Below are 18201 nucleotides of genomic sequence, written 5' to 3'. Positions count from 1 at the left end.
GATATAAAATGTTTCGTTAAATTCTATAAATAAGTAAGTTGTGGTAGAAATGCTTTGAATTGCCACTATTAATATTGGGGACAATTAAAAAGCGAAAGGTATAAAAAGAATTGGGATTTGATAACTCTTTGTTTTTATAAAACATGAGCTTCTGTACAATTCATTTTTAAAATATTGACAAGGATTATACAACAAGAGGGGGACTGAAATTGGAATCAATGACCTTTGTTTTATTTGGAGCGACAGGGGACTTAGCGAAACGCAAAATTTACCCAGCACTATATAATTTATATAGAGATCAAAAGCTTCCAAAGCAAATATCCGTTATCGGGCTTGGGAGACGTCAAGTATCTCATGTAGATTTTCAAGAAAGAATAAAAGAATCAATAGAGACGTTTTCCCGTCATAGAGAAGAAGGTACTCCGGAACTGGAAGGTTTTTTAGATAATTTTCGCTATTGTCCATTAGATGTGAGTAAGCCGGAAGACTATGAGAGGTTATTACAAGTCGTTCGTGAAAGGGAAGAAGAATTACATATAAAAGGAAATAGAATGTTTTATCTTTCCGTTGCTCCTGAATTTTTCGAGACCATTGCTTTAAATATTAAGGAAAGCGGACTTGATAAAACGGATGGATGGAAACGTCTGATGATTGAGAAACCATTCGGGCACGACCTTACATCTGCTCGTGAGCTTAACGATAAGCTTAGTCGCACGTTTGAAGAAGACGAGATATACCGTATCGATCATTATTTAGGTAAACCGATGATTCAAAATCTTGAAGCATTAGAATTTGCAAATCCTGTTCTCCAATCAATTTGGAATAAAGAACATATAGCGAATGTACAAATCACAGCGAGTGAAACAGTTGGGGTTGAAGAAAGGGCAGGATATTATGACCAGGCAGGGGCCATTCGAGATATGGTTCAAAATCATATGTTACAAATATTAATGATGACTGCTATGAATCTGCCGGAAAAGGTTAATGCATGTGAAATTCGAGAGGAAAAGCGAAAGGTAATGGAAACGCTTCGTAAAGTGAAAAAAGAAGACGTTCAAAGCCATATCATTCGCGGACAATACGCTGCAGGTGAGATAAAAGGCGGGCAAGTTGTAGCATACAAAGAGGAGCCAGGAGTAAATCCTTCTTCTAACATAGACACATTTGTTGCTGCTCGCCTGTGGATCGATAATCCATTTTGGACTGGCGTTCCCTTCTATATACGAACAGGCAAACGAATGAAAGAAAAGTCTACTCGTATTGTAATCGAATTTAAAAATACGTTAAAACAGCAATATCAAGATAATAATCCAAATGCAGCACCTAACTTATTAATAATTGAAATTAGCCCAGGTGAGAACGTTTCATTACAGTTAAACAGTAAAAATCCATTGAAAAATGGAGAAATTGAACCGATGCGTATTAACTTTACTTGTGAGCAAGCGGATGTGGGAGTACCTGAAGCGTATGAAAGACTCATTCATGATGCTGTGAGTGGAGACGCTACATTCTTTGCACATTGGAGAGAAGTTGAATTGTCATGGGAATGGGTACAACCAATTCTTGAAGCGTTCGAGGAAAACTTATTACCGCTTCATGAATATGAGTCTGGTTCATATGGTCCAGAAGCGTCTAATGAACTGTTACAAGAAAGTGGATTTAAATGGTGGTTAGATCAAGAGACGGAAAAATAAGTACTTTCTTTAATGAAAGCATTTAGGGGGACGATTACTATGACACAAAACATAAATCAATTAGCAGTGAATACACTTCGTACGTTATCGATTGATGCTATTAATGCGGCAAACTCAGGTCATCCAGGTCTTCCGATGGGAGCAGCACCAATGGCTTATGCATTATGGGCGAATCATTTAAATTACAATCCTAATCACCCAGAATGGTTTAACCGTGATCGTTTCGTTTTATCGGCGGGACATGGATCTAGTCTGTTATATAGCCTACTTCATTTAGCTGGATATGACGTTTCAATTGATGACTTGAAAAATTTCAGAAAGTTAAATAGTAAAACACCTGGACATCCTGAGTTTGGGCATACTCCTGGAGTTGAAGCGACTACAGGCCCGTTAGGACAAGGGATTGCTAATGCTGTAGGAATGGCAATGGCAGAAGCTCATTTAGCAGCGAAGTTCAATAAGGATGGTCACTCTATTATAGATCACAATACGTATGCTTTAGTCGGAGATGGTGACTTAATGGAGGGTGTCGCTTATGAAGCGATGTCAATGGCAGGACATATGAAACTTGGCAAGTTAATTGTACTGTATGATTCAAATGAAATTTCACTTGATGGTGAATTAGGCATTGCTTTCTCTGAAGATATTCAGAAAAGGGCAGAATCTGTACATTGGCAATATGTAAGAGTTGAAGATGGAAACGATGTTGATGCGATTACAAAAGCTATTCAATCAGCGAAAGAAAATACGGATCAACCTACTCTTATAGAAATTAGAACCATTATAGGTTATGGAAGTCCAAAAGTTGCTGGAACGAACAAAGCACATGGTAATCCGCTTGGAGTAGAAGAAGCGACAGCGACAAAACAAGTGTATGGTTGGGATTATGAGGAAGATTTCTTTGTACCTGAAGAAGTAAAAGCTCATTTTAATGAACTAAAACAAAAAGGTATTGAAAAAGACAATGACTGGAATGAGCAGTTCAACTTATACAGAGAAGCGAATCCTACACTGGCAGATGAATTAGAAAAAGCGATTACAGGTGAGGTTTTAATTGAAGCAAAAGACATTCTATCTTTTGATACTGAAAAAACGATTTCCACTCGTGTTGCAAGTGGGGAAGCTATTAATCATTATGTGAAATCGATTCCTTCTATTTTCGGTGGAAGTGCGGATCTTTCTCATTCTACGATGACAGATATAAAAGGTGAAGCAGTATATGCAGTAGAATCATATGCTGGACGAAATATATATTTCGGTGTACGTGAACATGCAATGGGCGCTGCAGCGAATGGATTGGCGCTTCATGGAGGAGTAAAACCTTTCGTAAGTACATTCTTTGTATTTAATGATTATCTTCGTCCGTCCATTCGACTGGCTGCACTGCAAAAGTTACCTGTTACTTACGTATTTACACATGATTCGATTGCTGTAGGAGAAGATGGTCCAACGCATGAACCAATTGAACAATTGGCAGCTCTTCGAGCAATTCCTGGTTTAACAGTTATCCGCCCGTCAGATGCAAATGAAACAGCAAGTGCTTGGGCGTTTGCTTTACAGCAAACGGATGGTCCAGTCGTTTTAGTACTGAGTCGTCAAAATTTACCGGTGTTTAATGAAACGAAAGCGAACATAGAGAATTTCTCTAAAGGAGCTTACGTATTAACACAAACAAATGAAAATCCGGATGTAATTTTAATTGCGACAGGTTCTGAAGTATCCTTAGCTGCTAGTGCGAAAGCAAAATTAGAAGAAGATCAAGTTTCTGTTCGCATCGTTGCAATGCCGAGCTGGGAGTTATTCGATCGCCAATCGAACGAATATAAAGAATCCGTTCTTCCGTCTTCTATAACGAAACGAGTATCTCTTGAGATGGGTGTATCTCTCGGTTGGGAACGTTATGTAGGACAAGAAGGAAAAGTACTATCAATTGAAACATTTGGAGCTTCAGGAACTGGAGCTGAAGTCATGAATCTATTTGGATTTACGACAGAAAATGCTGTTCAAATTACAAAAAATGTGTTGAATTCTTAAGCTATGACTGTGAATACCTTTCTGTACATATTAAAATTTCAGTGCTGAAAGGTATTCCAGATTGTAGTGATATGGATTTTTAATAAAAGATGATTTGAGGAGGAATTATATTATGCAAGTAGGATTAATTGGGTTAGGTAAAATGGGATTAAATTTAGGGAAAAATTTAATGGATCATAAACATGAAGTAGTAGCATTTGATTTAAATACGAGCGCAGTAGAAGAAATGAAAGAGTACGGGGCAACAGGTACATCTAGTTTAAGTGAACTTGTTCAGTCATTACAATCACCAAGAATTCTTTGGGTAATGGTACCACACGCTGTTGTTGATTCTGTTATTGATGAGGTTACACCACTTTTATCAAAAGGAGATATTTTAATTGAAGCTGGTAATTCACATTATAAAGAGTCTATCCGCCGATATGAGCAATTAAAGAAAGATGGCATTCACTTTATGGATGCAGGAACTTCTGGCGGAATGGAAGGCGCTCGTAATGGTGCTTGTTACATGATCGGAGGAGATCAAGAAGCTTGGGACATCGTTGAACCTATCTTCCGCGATACTGCTGTAGAAAATGGATTCTTATATGCTGGAAAAGCTGGTAGTGGTCACTTCTTAAAAATGGTTCATAACGGAATTGAATACGGTATGATGGCTGCTATTGGTGAAGGATTTGAGATTCTAGAGAAAAGTGAATTTGACTACGATTATGAAAAAGTATCAAGAGTATGGAACAACGGTTCAGTGATTCGTTCTTGGTTAATGGAATTAACAGAAAATGCATTTTCTAAAGATGCAAAACTGGATGAGATTAAGGGTGTTATGCATTCTTCTGGTGAAGGAAAATGGACAGTAGAAACAGCATTAGACCTTCAAACAGCAACTCCTGTTATCGCAATGTCTCTATTAATGCGCTACCGCTCATTAGACAATGATACATTTACAGGAAAAGTTGTAGCAGCTCTGCGCAATGAATTTGGCGGACATGCAGTAGAAAAGAAATAAAGTGAAACTTTAATAAGTAGGGGCTTCATTCCACACAAATCGGGCTTTTACGGGATAAGCATATTAAACATGTAACTCATCAACGTTTAAAAACTGGAGGGAATTAATCATGAAATTTTTTATTGATACTGCAAATCTTGAGGATATAAAAAAAGCATATAAACTTGGAGTTTTAGCTGGTGTTACAACGAATCCTTCTTTAGTAGCGAAAGAGGGCATTAAATTTGAAGACCGTATTGCAGAAATTTGTCAGGCGGTTCCTAAAGTTGAATCTGTTTCGGCAGAAGTAACGCCAGATGCTGTTACAGCTGAAGAGATGATCGCCCAAGCAGAAGAACTGATTAAAATTAACGGTGGCGATGAAAAAGTTACAATTAAACTTCCGATGACGTTAGCAGGATTAGAAGCTTGTCGCTACCTTACTGAAAAAGGTGTGAAAACGAATGTTACACTTATTTTCACGGTGAACCAAGCACTTTTAGCTGCTCGAGCAGGTGCAACGTACGTTTCTCCATTTTTAGGACGTTTAGATGATATTTCTGAAGATGGTGTACTATTAGTTGCTAAAATTGCTGAATTATTCGATGTTCATCAACTAGATACACAAATTATTGCGGCTTCTGTTAGACATCCAGATCATGTAACTCGTGTAGCGATGGCAGGTGCTCACATTGCAACAATCCCTTATAAAGTAATTGAACAACTTGCTATGCACCCATTAACAGACCAAGGTATTGAGAAATTTGCTGCTGATTGGGCGAAAGCGCCTAAATTATAATGTTATGAAAGTGAAGGTGCTTTCCGAAAGTTGTTTTTCATGAGAAGACAAATCCTAAGTAACTTCATCGTTTAAAGTGGATACTGAGTTTGTAGTCTTACTACGTGAAAACAGCAAGAGAAGAAAGTGTCATTCACTTTTAAAAAAGGGAAAATTGATCGCGCGAAGCGTTTATCACAATAACATTATAATTATGGAAGAGAAATCCCCTTATCAGAGAGGTGAGTTAACATGTATCTCTGATAAGGGAGATTCTTTTTGTATAAATTATTATTTTGTGAAGATGATTTGTATATCGATATATAAATTCTTACTCATGAAAGAACTATATAGGTTCTCTTAATTGTATAGCAATTTTGAAAGGGTTTACATAAAGGGGTGGAACTGCGTATGAATATGTACCTTTTAATGATTACATTATTATCAATCGTAATTGTTATTTTAGGGGTATCGTGGTGGAGATGGCATGCATTTATTAGTTTAACGATTGCAAGTTTGTTTTTAGCAATTATGTCTGGGATGCCAATGGATAAAATAGTGAGTGCTTATGAAACGGGAGTCGGCAGTGTTCTCGGGCATTTAGTAGGTATTTTAGTATTAGGTACAATTTTAGGGAAAATGATGGCAGAGTCAGGTGCTGGAATGCAAGTGGCAGAGTTCTTTATTAAATCCTTTGGGATAAAAAACTTACCATGGGCGATGTTAATTGCAGGTTTTATTATTGGAATCCCGGTGTTTTTTGAAGTAGGCATTTTAATATTACTGCCGTTAGTAATTTCAATTCATAAAACAACGAAACAAAATATTTTATTGATAGCATTACCAGCAATTGCTGGGCTATCTGTCGTACACGGCCTTGTTCCTCCGCATCCAGGGGCCATAGTTGCAATTGGTATTTATAAAGCGAATCTTGGGAAGGTACTAATGTATTCACTCATTATTACATTTTTTGCAGCGATTATTGCAGGTCCTATATTTGCGAAATGGATTCACAAACGTGTAATTCCTGAAAATGAGCCGGAATTGATTCGTGTAAATACAAAATCAACGAAATTACCAGGAATAGGAGTTTCATTTTTAGTTATATTGTTACCTGTTATGTTAATGGTTTTAGCTGCAGCAGCTCCTTATGTGCCTCTTTCTAATACTTTGATGAAGATTGTCACATTAATCGGTAGTCCTATAATTGCACTATTGATTGCATGTTTTGCGGCGTTCTATTTTCTTGGATTTCGTCAAGGTATCGATAAAAAAGCTATTAAGAAGATAACAGAAGATAGCTTATTACCAATTGGTTCAATTGTTGCGATTATTGGTGCTGGTGGGGGATTTAAGCAAATTCTCATCGATAGTGGGGTAGGGAATGCTATTGCTCAAATGTCTGAGCATTTAGCTCTATCTCCAATTGTATTAGCATTTATAGTAGCTGGGTTAATTCGAATTGCGACAGGGTCAGCGACAGTCGCTTTAACAACAGCAGCCGGTATCGTTTCGCCAATCGTTGAAAATACGACAGGTGTGAACTTAGAGTTACTCGTTATTGCAACAGGTGCAGGAGCGTTAATGTTTTCTCACGTAAACGATGCTGGGTTCTGGATGGTAAAAGAATACCTAGGCTTAACAGTGAAAGAAACATTTAAAACATGGACAGTATTAGAAACGTTACTTTCATTTATCGCTTTTGGAGGCGTTTTACTACTCGATATGTTTGTTTAAGATAAAGATGTTTCTATTTAGATAATTGTGGCTTACAACGTTATCAATAGATAAAAGGAATGTATTTTTATGGTGGGATACTGTAGCAATTTTTTGTTAGGAGGAAGAAATGGTGAGCTCAAAATATATGATTGGTGTAGATATTGGGACAACTAGTACAAAATCAGTTCTATTTTCTACTGATGGATCTGTTATTGCTAGTCATGGAATTGAATATCCTTTATATTCTCCTACACCTGAAACAGCAGAACAAGACCCAGAAGAAATCTTTCATGCAGTAATAAATACGATTAAAGAAACTGTACGAATAAGTAGTGTACAGCCGAATGATATTCTTTGTGTCTCTTTTAGTTCGGCAATGCATAGTATCATTGCTGTAGATGAAAAAGGAGAGCTATTAACGAGATGTATCACTTGGGCAGATAATAGAAGTGCAAGCTGGGCGGAGAAAATAAAGAATGATATGAATGGTCATGAAATTTACCTTCGTACTGGGACACCAATTCATCCGATGTCACCACTTTCGAAATTAGTTTGGCTACAGAATGAGCAGGCAGAGTTATTCGCAAAAAGTTATAAATTCATTTCTATTAAAGAATATGTTTTTTACAAGTTATATAAAGAATATGTAATTGATTATTCTATAGCATCAGCGACAGGAATGTTCAATTTAAAATCTTTAAAATGGGATGAAGAGGCTTTACATGTAGCGGGAATTACAGATAAAAAGCTTTCAAAGCTTGTTCCAACAACGCACAGTTTAACAGGATTAGATGAAGAGCTTGCCAAAGAGATGAATGTACTTGTTTCTACGCCTTTTGTAGTAGGAGCGAGTGATGGAGTCCTATCCAATTTAGGTGTAAATGCAATAGATCCTGGCGTTGTGGCTGTTACAATTGGTACAAGCGGTGCGATACGTGCTGTAACAAATCGTCCTGTAACAGATCCAAAAGGTAGAATTTTTTGTTATGCGTTAACTGAAGACCATTGGGTAATCGGTGGTCCAGTTAATAACGGTGGTATGATTTTCAGATGGGCTCGTGACCAATTGGGCACTTCAGAGATTGAACTTGCAAAGCGCTTAGGAAAAGATCCATATGAGGTGCTTACTGAAATAGCAGCAAAAGTGAATCCTGGATCTGACGGTTTATTATTTCACCCGTATTTAGCAGGGGAAAGAGCTCCTTTATGGAATGCAAATGCACGAGGATCTTTCTTTGGACTCGGATTGCATCATAAGAAAGAACATCTTATCCGTGCTGTTTTAGAGGGGGTAATTTATAATTTATATACAGTTCTTCTCGCTTTAAAAGAACTAATTGGCGAACCGAAAAAAATTCAAGCGACAGGCGGTTTTGCAAGGTCGGAACTTTGGAGACAGATGATGGCGGATATTTTCCATCAAGACGTATATGTTCCTGAAAGTTTCGAAAGCTCTTGCTTAGGAGCTGCAATCCTCGGTTTATATAGTTTAGGTGAAATAGATACATTATCCGTAGTTTCTGAAATGGTAGGTGCAGATTTTCATCATGAGCCAAACATGGAAAGTGTGGAGAAATATAAAGATTTAACGCCAATCTATATTCGTCTGTCCCGTCAATTGGAAGAAGAATATGAAAGTATAGCAGCGTATCAAAAAAAGTGGGTTTAAAAGTTATTTACCAATAAAATATGGTAACGTATAAAGAGGTACTCCGATTTTTTTGGATACTCTTTCAACATAAAATATTTTAAGAAGTATGATGAACGAAAAATATAGGGAGAGAGGGTTATGAAAATGAAGGATAACAAAGAGTTTATCGGATATGTTGGGACTTACACGAAAGAAAATAGCAAAGGAATATATAAGTTTATTTTAGACACGGAAGCAAAAAAAATTGGTAATGTAACACTTGCTGCTAAGCTGGATAACCCTACATATGTAACGATTAACCGAAATAATGAATATCTCTATTCTGTTGTTAAGGAAGGCGAATCTGGCGGTGTAGCTGCTTATTCCATTGATAGTCATACTGGAGAACTAAAAGCGAAAAATAGACAAGTAGTAGAAGGGGCTTCTCCTTGTCATATTAGTGTTGATAGTGGAAATCATACAGTAGTTACAGCAAATTACCATAAAGGAACGATTGAGTCTTTTGAAATAAATGAAGAAAATGGAACTGTAAATCCTGCTTCATCTATTATGGCACATGAAGGTTCAGGTCCGAATAAAGAAAGACAAGAAAAACCACATGCACATTACGCGGGGTACACTCCTGATGAAAAATATGTAGTGGGCGTTGATTTAGGGATAGATAAAATAATTACGTATGAAGTAAAAGATAGTACATTAATAGAAGTGAATAGCCTGTCTGTGAATCCGGGAAGTGGACCAAGACACATTGCTTTTCATCCAAATGGAAAATACGCTTATGTAATGACGGAGCTTAGTTCAGAGGTTATTGCGCTAACATATAACTCGGAAGAAGGATCCTTTACAGAATTACAGTATATTTCTACTCTTCCAGAACAATTTGATGAAAATAGTCAAGGCAGTGCTATCCATATTTCTTCTGACGGCCGCTTTGTATATGCAGGTAATCGTGGTCATAATAGTATCGCTGTTTATAGCGTAGATCAAAACTCAGGCCAGCTTACATTTGTGGAACATACATCTACAGAAGGAAATTGGCCAAGAGACTTTGTATTAGATCCTACTGAAAAGTTTCTTGTTGCTACAAATGAAAAGTCACATAATCTTGTGTTATTTTCAAGAGATGAATCTACAGGTAAGTTAACACTTTTACAATCTGATGTTGCTGTGCCAGAGCCTGTTTGTGTGAAGTTTTTAAATATATAATTTCAGATGCCTAAACAAAAGCAAAGCGATATCGCTTTGCTTTTTATTATTTCTTTTTCGGTCTACGTACTAATTCGCCGCCGCAGTTTGGACAAACGTTATGTCTTTCTTCTGTACATGGTGCGCAAAATGTACATTCATATACACAAATGTATGCTTCAGAATCTTGTTCGAGCGATTGATCGCAAATTTGACAGTTTGTTTTCATTTCTAGTGCCATAATAAGTCTCCTTTTTAGTTAGAAAATTTATAATTTAATTATAATTCATTAAATAGAAATAGTCCTTTTCAATTGAAAGGAAATCGAATGATAAAGTTATGAATTGAAACGAAAGATGCTGGTTTATTTTAAAATTGATTATTTATTACAGTTGGAATATTATGAAATAGTCAAAAGACAACAGGGGGTATAGATTTTGACTAATCATAACGATCATTTAAAAGCAAACTGCGAAAAATGCTTCGGTCTATGTTGCGTTGCATTACCGTTCGCAGCATCGGTAGATTTTGCAGTGAATAAAGATGGTGGTAAACCATGTTCTAACTTACAATCAGATTTTAAATGTAGTATACATAAAAATCTTAGAGGAAAAGGTTATAAAGGTTGTACAGTATTTGAGTGTTTCGGTGCTGGGCAGAAGATTTCTCAGGGTACGTTTAAAGGGATTGATTGGCGGAAAGATGCAAAGCATGCAAGAAAAATGTACGATGCTTTTCCGGTTATGCATCAACTTCATGAAATGCTTTGGTATTTGAATGAAGCGATTCTTTTAAAGGCAACACAGCCAATTCATAAAGAGCTGGAGACCGCAATTGAGGAGACAGAGCGACTTTCGAATTTAAATCCAGATGAGTTAATGAAAATAAATGTTCCAATGCATAGGGCAGAGGTGAACATTCTTCTTTTAGAAACGAGCGAATTAGTATGGAAGGAAATGAATACTGCACGTAAGAAACGAATCATTCACCGCGGAGCAGACCTTATGGGAGCAAATCTGAAAAAGAAAGATTTACAAGGAGCAAATTTAAGAGGAGCATATTTAATTGCGGCAAACTTAAATGGAGCAGACTTACGAGGGGCAGATCTCATTGGAGCAGATTTACGAGATGCAGATATTCGCGGAGCAGACTTTACAAATTGTATTTTCCTGACGCAAGTTCAAATTAATGCGGCGAAAGGGGATAAGCATACGAAATTACCGAAAATGTTATCCCGTCCATCGCATTGGAGTGCGTAAAGAGTGAGGAGTGTTTAGTGTGGATATATTTCAGTATTTAGAAGAGATGCAAGAGGATGTCTTTTCGTTAGCAGTAGAGCAAATAGAAGCGAATTATTTTGAAATTTGTAGCATGTTAGCGTCTGCAGAATATGCAGAACGAATTAAAACAATTGATTTAGAGTCATATAAGGAAAGTATTCGAGTAGGTTTGGATGCAGCTGTAGAAATGGCTACTAATGAAGAATCAAAAGCGATTTATTTTGAGTATGACCTTGATAACGAATGGGATAGTCAGTTTTATATTTGTGAGGAATATATTCCACTTGAAGAAGAGGACGATGATTGGGCATCTGAATGGACATATAATATTGAGGGGCCGGGGTCTGTAGAATTAGCAGATATGTATAATGGAAATGGCTTTGACACAAGTGAAAAAGCAGTCGGTGTAACTTTATATTTAATTGCTAAAACGCTGTGTAGTTTTATAAGTGTACGTAGTGAAGTGCAAAGTAATATACCGATTTGTATTGGTTTTCACGACCAAGATCCAATAATGCGAACAGGCAGAGACTAAAAATCTCTGCCTGCTTTTTATTTCTTTTCAAAAGTAGTAATGAAAACGCTACATATAATAAGAATACCGCCAATAAAAAAGTTACTATTTAATGTCTCATTTAATAAGAGCCAGCCAAGTAATGATCCAACAATAGGTTGGAAGAAGAAAAATAAGGAACCGATGCTTGCATCTATTAATTCTAATCCTTTATTCCAAAGGAAAAAGGCACCTGCTGTTGAAACGATTCCTAAGTATAATACGCCTAATATTACGTACGTATTTACTGTTCCGATAGAGGATGTTTGTAGTTCTCCTATCATAAAAGGTGTAATAAAAAAGAGTGAAAAGAATATGGCATACGTTGTAATAACTAAGGATGAAAATTGGATTGAAGCGATTTTTACATAAATAGATAGTAAGGCCCACGTAATAGCGGCTCCAACTAAAATGATTGTTCCGATAAAATAGGAGCCAATTTCAATATCCCATCCGATTACGATAATGACACCGATTGTCGCTATTATAGTAGATAAAAGTCTACGAGCGGTTAGTTTTTCTTTCAAAATGAGCGCTGCAAATATAACCATAAATGCAGGCGTAGCTGATGTAACTAACGAGCCTGTATGAGCGTCGGATAATTTTGTTCCGATAAATTGGCATGTGATTGAAATGAAATATCCAATAAATCCTATCCAAGCGAAGAGGAGCCAATCTTTTTTGCGAATGTTTACTTTTTTCTTTTGTTTTTTCTCAGCTAGTTTCAAAATGCCATACAAAACAACAAAAGCAATGATAAAGCGTAGCCAAACGAGTGTTAGTGGTGGGATAAAATCGAGTACGTATTTGCTAACAACATACATACCACCCCATATACTTGCTGCTAGTGATAAACATATAGCTCCTAAAATTGTTTGTTTCATGTAAAGTACCTCCGTCTATTTTTAGGGTATTATGAGTTCCCTAAGACGAGGCGTAGTGTATGTGTTATATGATTGCCCGTCTTAGTTTATAGACGGCCTACAGGTTGATCGTTTTCGAATGAAGTGTTGTAGTACATGCGTGCATTCCTCCTCTTTAAGTTATAATGATATTATAACTTAATTTTCTGATTATTGGAGGTTGTTATGAAATATATCGTTATAAAATCACATGTTAGCAATTATCCTAATCCAATTCGCTTAGAAGAGGGGGATGTAGTGAAAATGATAGAGAGTTACGCTGGTCCGGAAAACTGGGAAAACTGGATGTTTTGTCACGAAGAGAAATATGACCGGAAAGGATGGGTTCCGGAGCAAATTATAAAAAAAGATATGAATGGAACAGGAATTATTATAAAACAATATACTGCGAAAGAATTAAATGTGAGTATTGGAGAAAGAGTGATTGGATTAGAAGAATTCAATGGATGGGTTTGGGGCGAAGGAAGAGATGGTGAGAAGGGCTGGGTACCAAAGGAAAACTTACAAAAATATTAATAATAATATTTGATCAATAATTAGGAAACATATTTTTGCTTATGAGTATATTGGTTGTAGGATAAAAAGTAGATTAATAGAGAAAGAGGAGGAGATTATTATAACTACAACCGTTATTTCGCATTTTTACAATGAAGAATATTTATTGCCATGGTGGCTTATGCATCATACGAAACTTTTTGATCATGGTATTTTAATTAATAAAGGTTCAACAGATCGTTCCGTTGAGATTTGTAAAAAATTCGCACCGCATTGGGAAGTGCGAGATTCTGTAAATCCAGAGTTTGATGCATATGCGACAGATCATGAAGTGATGAGGATAGAACAAGAAGTACAAGGATGGAAAATGATTTTAAATACGACTGAGTTTCTTTGCATGCAAGATAAAAATCAGTTTTGGAAATCACTAGATGAATTGGGAGGTAGGATGTATTGGCTAGAAGGGCTTATTATGGTCGATGATCCTAACTATAATTATCCGGAACTTAACTTTGGAATACCTTTAATGAAACAGCGATTTCATGGTTATTTACCAGAGGAGTGGAGACTATGGAGAAGGGGAAGATTTATTCATAATCATGAGCATGGAAGTTATACGGTTGGAAGACATTTATCTGCGCATGAATCGATGATTTATCCACCTCTTGCCTGTATATTATGGTTTGGGTTTAGTCCGTGGAATGATGCGATGAGAAAGAGAAAGTTACAAATTGGTCCGACTCTTTCTGAAGCTAGTAAGCATGGAGGAATGGGTACGCATCATATTGTTACGCCGGAAAGATTAGAAGAATGGTATAAGGAATTAGCGAGAGGAACGAAGGATTTACGTTTTAATGATGCATATCGTTATGTTTTTGTATAAATGATTTCCACCATAAAATTGTTTCTTCTATTCCTGTATTTAGATCGTATGTTGGTTTCCAGTTTACTTCAGTTTTTAAACGTTCTACATTAACCCCGACAAATAAAGGTTCATCTTTAGAGAAAGGGATTGCACCTAGTTTAATTAAATGTTCTTTTCCTATCTTTTTAGCAATGATAGAAGCTAACTCTTTAATTTGTACAGATTGACCAGAAGCGATATTGATGGTGCCTGTAACGCCGTGTTCTAATATTGTTACGAGAGCGTCAGCGACGTCACTCACATGGAGGAAATCTCTCGATTGTTTTCCATGTGTACATAGTGCTTCCTCGTTTTTTAATAAGGAAGTGATAATGTTAGAAACGAGCCGATTACCTTGTTCGTGAGGTCCATACATATGAAAAATGCGGCCCCAACACATGCTGAGGCCTGTTTGTTGTGCATACGTTTCTAGCCAGGAGTGCAGTGCATTTTTACATAAAGAATACGGGGTTTTATAGGAAAGGAGCGGTGAATCTTCAAATAATACGCCGTTAAACCATTCGTATTCTGCGCCAGTACCTGCAACGACAACACGCTTTCCGCCGCATGTTGTAAAGTGCTGAATCAATGAAATACTAGACTTTAGCCAATAGTAATTATTAATAGATACATAGCATGCTGGTGGCACTGCTTCCCAAGCAAGGTGAATGAGATGGCTAGGCTGAACGTCGTAAATGAATTGTTTTACTTCGTCATTGCGGAGCAAGTTTACTTTATGCCAGTGGCAAGGGAGGTGAGAGGGTTTATTTTTATTATACGTGGCGTGCACTTCGTATCCCTTTTGTATAAGTGAATCTACAACATATTTACCTATCCAGCCACTACCACCTGTTACAACAACTTTCTTCATGGCTCAATCACCTCAACTTCTGGAACTGTCACTAGAAATTTACCGCCCCATTCACGAATGAAAGAGCATTCTTTTATAATTTCGTCTTTCAAATTCCAAGGAAGTATGAGAATGTAATCCGGTTTTGTACGTTTAATTTCTGCTGGAGATTTTATTGGAATACGAGTTCCTGGTAAAAGGAGATTTTGTTTGTGAGGATTTTTATCTACTGTATACGCTAAAAATTCTTTACCTATTCCGCAATAATTCAACAGGGTGTTTCCTTTAGCCGGAGCGCCGTAGCCGATGATTTGTTTGTTTAAAGCTTTTGCTTTGATAAAAAACTTTAAAATATTTATTTTCAATTGTTCCACTCGTTTAGAAAAAAGGAGATAGCAATCTAATGTATCGAGTCCGTGATTGACTTCTTTTTGGAGTAAGTTTGTAACGTTGGAATGGATAGTGGATTGGGAACTTAGATGGTTTACAAAAATACGTAATGAACCACCATGTGTTGAAAGCTCTTCTACATCAACAATTTGTAAATGATGATGAGCTAAAATTTTTTGAAGGCTTATAAGTGAGAAGTAGGAGAAGTGTTCATGGTAGATGGTATCAAATTGGTTAAAGGATATAAGGTTTAATAAGTGCGGGAATTCGATTGTTATCGTGCCATCACGTTTTAATAGTGTTTTTAAACCAGCAACAAAATCATGCAAGTTTGGAACATGTGCTAATACGTTATTTGCGACGATTAAATCAGCTTGTGGCAATTTTTTTGCTAAGTCATTACTGAAAAAATTCACATGAGTAGGAATTCCTTTTTTGATAGCAATTTCTGCTACGTTTTTCGCGGGTTCAATTCCCAATGTCTCGATATTTTCTTTTTTAAAGTATTGTAATAAGTACCCATCGTTACTTGCGATTTCAATCACTTTTGAATGTTTCGTTAAGTTGAAACGCTTAATCGCCATTTCTACATATTGTTTAGCGTGTAGTAGCCAACTTGAGGAGTAAGAGCTGAAGTATAAATAGTTATGAAAAATATTTTGCGGGGATTCAAATTCATCTAGCTGTACGAGTAAACAAGAGTGACAAACAAATGTGTGCAGCGGATAAAAAGGTTCCATTTTATATGAGCTTTCAGGAGCTACAAATGAATTAGCGAGAGGGGAAACGCCCAAATCTAAAAAAGTGTTGGTTAGTAATGAGTGGCAAAAACGGCATTTTTTCTGTTCCATTTTATAGCCCCTTTATAAATTTTTGAATGCATCGATTTGTTGTCGTGTGAAAGATTCTATATTTTCACCAGATGCATATTTTTTGTACCAATCAACAGTCCAAGCGATAGAATCATCTGTTGATAACTTAGGAGTCCAGCCGAGTTTGTTTACTGCTTTTGTACTATCGAGTGTTAAAACAGGTGATTCATAAGGAGTATTTGTAGAGGAGGAAATGATTGTTAGTGGGTTATTCCATAATTTTATTACAGATTCAATGACATCATGAACGGTTCTGTTAGGTTCATTCATTGGGCCGAAATTCCACGCTTCTGCATATTTAGCATCATTCCAAAGTTTCTCAGCTAAAAGGATATAGCCATGTAGAGGATCTAAAACATGTTGCCACGGACGGACGGCATATTTGTTTCGAATACACAAAGTATGATTGTGCAAATATGCCCGAATGATATCAGGGAATAATCGATCTTCTGCCCAATCACCACCGCCGATGACGTTACCAGCTCTGACTGAGGCGAGTTTCTGGGTATTAGTGCGGAAGAATGATTTTTGATAGGATGTTGCCACTATTTCAGCGCAAGCTTTACTAGCGCTATAAGGGTCGAAACCTCCTAGTCGGTCATTTTCCACGAACGCTCGGTCGCCACTACCGTCATTCTCATAACATTTATCGCTTGTCACATTAATAATGGCACGTACGCTTTCGACGGACTTTGCTGCTTCTAGCACGTGAACAGTACCTAAAACATTCGTTTTGAATGTATCGATAGGGTTTTTGTATGAAGCGGTTACGATTGGCTGAGCTGCTAAATGAAATATTATGTCAGGTTTATGCTGCTTCATGGCATGAAATAAAGAATGGTAATCTGTAATATTGCCTTTCATTGTCGTGCACTCTTTTGCTACGTTACCTTGTTCAAAAATGTTAGGAATGGATGGGGGATGAGAAGAAAAGCCTACTACTTCTGCACCTAAAGAACTTAAGAAAAGGGTGAGCCAGGAGCCTTTAAATCCAGTATGTCCCGTAATAAATACTTTTTTCTTATTCCAAAAAGATGATGAAGCCATATTACCAAACCTTCCACGGAGCGTTATTATTTTCCCATAGCTCGACTAATTTATTTTTATCGCGCAATGTATCCATCGGATGCCAAAAACCAGAATGTTGATATGCGGCCAATTCATTTTTATTTACTAACTGAACTAAAGAGTCTGTTTCAAAAACAGACTTATCTCCACTAATGTAATTGAAAACTTCAGGATTTAAAATGAAAAATCCACCGTTAACCCATCCGCCATCACCTAATGGTTTTTCTTGAAAAGATGTTACAGACTGTTTATCTAATATGAGAGAACCGAATCTACCAGGAGGTTGTACGGCAGTAACAGTAGCCATTTTTCCATGTTTTTTATGGAATGTAATAAGTTCTTTTATATTTACATTACTTAATCCATCACCATAAGTGAGGCAGAAAGGTTCGTCTCCGACATAATTTTGAATCTTTTTCACTCGGCCACCCGTTTCGGTATTTACACCAGTATCGATTAGTGTAACTTTCCATGGTTCTACACGATGAGAATGGGTAGTAATTGTATTATCGTTTAACTGTATTGTGAAATCAGACATGTGTAAGTTGTAATTTAGAAAGAACTCTTTAATTGCATATCCTTTATAGCCTAAGCAAATAATAAACTCAGTAATCCCGTAATGACTATACAAACTCATAATGTGCCATAGAATGGGTTTTGTTCCAATTTCAATCATAGGTTTCGGTTTTAAATGTGTTTCTTCCCCAATTCTTGTACCGTACCCACCAGCAAGAATAACAGCTTTCATTTTTTCCTCCTAAAATAAAAATTTATTATTTATACAGTATTCATGTTTTATGCAAATGAGATTGTTTTTGAT

Annotated in this window: 17 protein-coding genes; 11 read left to right on the top strand and 6 right to left on the bottom strand. The window is 36.7% G+C overall.

Annotated features, from left to right (window positions below):
* Positions 1-209: 209 nt before the first annotated feature.
* The 7 genes from zwf to ABWK52_RS08500 all read left to right on the top strand — a co-directional run bounded on the left by zwf (position 210) and on the right by ABWK52_RS08500 (position 10067).
* Positions 210-1694: a glucose-6-phosphate dehydrogenase gene (gene zwf / locus ABWK52_RS08530; protein ID WP_000445362.1), complete on the top strand. Its 1485-nt coding sequence runs from the start codon at positions 210-212 to the stop codon at positions 1692-1694.
* A gap of 39 nt (positions 1695-1733) precedes the next feature.
* Positions 1734-3728, top strand: a complete 1995-nt coding sequence (tkt, locus tag ABWK52_RS08525) for a transketolase (protein WP_098541109.1) — start codon at positions 1734-1736, stop codon at positions 3726-3728.
* A 112-nt stretch (positions 3729-3840) separates the two neighbouring features.
* Positions 3841-4734, top strand: a complete 894-nt coding sequence (gene gnd / locus ABWK52_RS08520) for a phosphogluconate dehydrogenase (NAD(+)-dependent, decarboxylating) (RefSeq protein WP_001195925.1) — start codon at positions 3841-3843, stop codon at positions 4732-4734.
* Between the two features lie 109 nt (positions 4735-4843).
* A complete protein-coding gene (gene fsa / locus ABWK52_RS08515) occupies positions 4844-5512 on the top strand; it encodes a fructose-6-phosphate aldolase (RefSeq protein ID WP_000667676.1) in 669 nt (222 codons plus the stop codon).
* A gap of 390 nt (positions 5513-5902) precedes the next feature.
* On the top strand, positions 5903-7228 hold the full coding sequence (gene gntP / locus ABWK52_RS08510; protein WP_001057623.1) for a gluconate permease GntP: 1326 nt from the start codon (positions 5903-5905) through the stop codon (positions 7226-7228).
* 109 nt (positions 7229-7337) lie between these two features.
* Complete coding sequence (gene gntK / locus ABWK52_RS08505) at positions 7338-8879, top strand: gluconokinase (RefSeq protein ID WP_000254929.1); 1542 nt, start codon at positions 7338-7340, stop codon at positions 8877-8879.
* 120 nt (positions 8880-8999) lie between these two features.
* Positions 9000-10067 (top strand): lactonase family protein, encoded by a 1068-nt coding sequence (locus ABWK52_RS08500; RefSeq protein WP_098541108.1) that lies wholly within the window; start codon positions 9000-9002, stop codon positions 10065-10067.
* 46 nt (positions 10068-10113) lie between these two features.
* Here ABWK52_RS08500 and ABWK52_RS08495 read toward each other — a convergent pair whose 3' ends face one another.
* Positions 10114-10287 carry a DUF1272 domain-containing protein gene (locus ABWK52_RS08495; protein WP_001162788.1) on the bottom strand — a complete coding sequence of 58 codons (174 nt, stop codon included), beginning with the start codon at positions 10285-10287 and terminating at the stop codon, positions 10114-10116.
* 196 nt (positions 10288-10483) lie between these two features.
* Between ABWK52_RS08495 and ABWK52_RS08490 the strand changes: the two genes are divergently transcribed.
* Both ABWK52_RS08490 and ABWK52_RS08485 read left to right on the top strand, forming a co-directional pair.
* Positions 10484-11305 carry a pentapeptide repeat-containing protein gene (locus ABWK52_RS08490; protein ID WP_098022837.1) on the top strand — a complete coding sequence of 274 codons (822 nt, stop codon included), beginning with the start codon at positions 10484-10486 and terminating at the stop codon, positions 11303-11305.
* Between the two features lie 19 nt (positions 11306-11324).
* Positions 11325-11861: a hypothetical protein gene (locus ABWK52_RS08485; protein WP_098022838.1), complete on the top strand. Its 537-nt coding sequence runs from the start codon at positions 11325-11327 to the stop codon at positions 11859-11861.
* 17 nt (positions 11862-11878) lie between these two features.
* On the opposite strand, the gene ABWK52_RS08480 is transcribed toward ABWK52_RS08485, so the two are convergent.
* Positions 11879-12763 carry a DMT family transporter gene (locus tag ABWK52_RS08480; RefSeq protein ID WP_098022839.1) on the bottom strand — a complete coding sequence of 295 codons (885 nt, stop codon included), beginning with the start codon at positions 12761-12763 and terminating at the stop codon, positions 11879-11881.
* Between the two features lie 204 nt (positions 12764-12967).
* On the opposite strand from ABWK52_RS08480, the gene ABWK52_RS08475 reads away from it, so the two are divergent.
* Positions 12968-13318 (top strand): SH3 domain-containing protein, encoded by a 351-nt coding sequence (locus ABWK52_RS08475; RefSeq protein ID WP_000875282.1) that lies wholly within the window; start codon positions 12968-12970, stop codon positions 13316-13318.
* 61 nt (positions 13319-13379) lie between these two features.
* Positions 13380-14180, top strand: a complete 801-nt coding sequence (locus tag ABWK52_RS08470) for a glycosyltransferase family 2 protein (protein ID WP_071686365.1) — start codon at positions 13380-13382, stop codon at positions 14178-14180.
* On the opposite strand, the gene ABWK52_RS08465 is transcribed toward ABWK52_RS08470, so the two are convergent.
* Genes ABWK52_RS08465 through rfbF form a run of 4 tightly spaced genes read right to left on the bottom strand, consistent with a single transcriptional unit; the run spans position 14149 to position 18129 of the window.
* Positions 14149-15072 (bottom strand): NAD-dependent epimerase/dehydratase family protein, encoded by a 924-nt coding sequence (locus ABWK52_RS08465; protein WP_061655949.1) that lies wholly within the window; start codon positions 15070-15072, stop codon positions 14149-14151. The genes ABWK52_RS08470 and ABWK52_RS08465 overlap by 32 nt on opposite strands.
* Positions 15069-16292: a class I SAM-dependent methyltransferase gene (locus ABWK52_RS08460; protein WP_000435771.1), complete on the bottom strand. Its 1224-nt coding sequence runs from the start codon at positions 16290-16292 to the stop codon at positions 15069-15071. The genes ABWK52_RS08465 and ABWK52_RS08460 overlap by 4 nt, the downstream gene beginning before the upstream one ends.
* Positions 16293-16304: 12 nt before the next feature.
* Positions 16305-17360 (bottom strand): CDP-glucose 4,6-dehydratase, encoded by a 1056-nt coding sequence (gene rfbG, locus ABWK52_RS08455; RefSeq protein ID WP_061655948.1) that lies wholly within the window; start codon positions 17358-17360, stop codon positions 16305-16307.
* A 1-nt stretch (position 17361) separates the two neighbouring features.
* Complete coding sequence (rfbF, locus tag ABWK52_RS08450) at positions 17362-18129, bottom strand: glucose-1-phosphate cytidylyltransferase (protein ID WP_098541106.1); 768 nt, start codon at positions 18127-18129, stop codon at positions 17362-17364.
* Between the last annotated feature and the right edge of the window lie 72 nt (positions 18130-18201).

Origin of the sequence: Bacillus sp. AP50 (assembly GCF_040492675.1) — a bacterium.
Taxonomy (GTDB): domain Bacteria; phylum Bacillota; class Bacilli; order Bacillales; family Bacillaceae_G; genus Bacillus_A; species Bacillus_A cereus.
The sequence above is the reverse complement of the archived record's forward strand: the minus strand, read 5'-3'. Positions and strand labels throughout refer to the sequence as shown.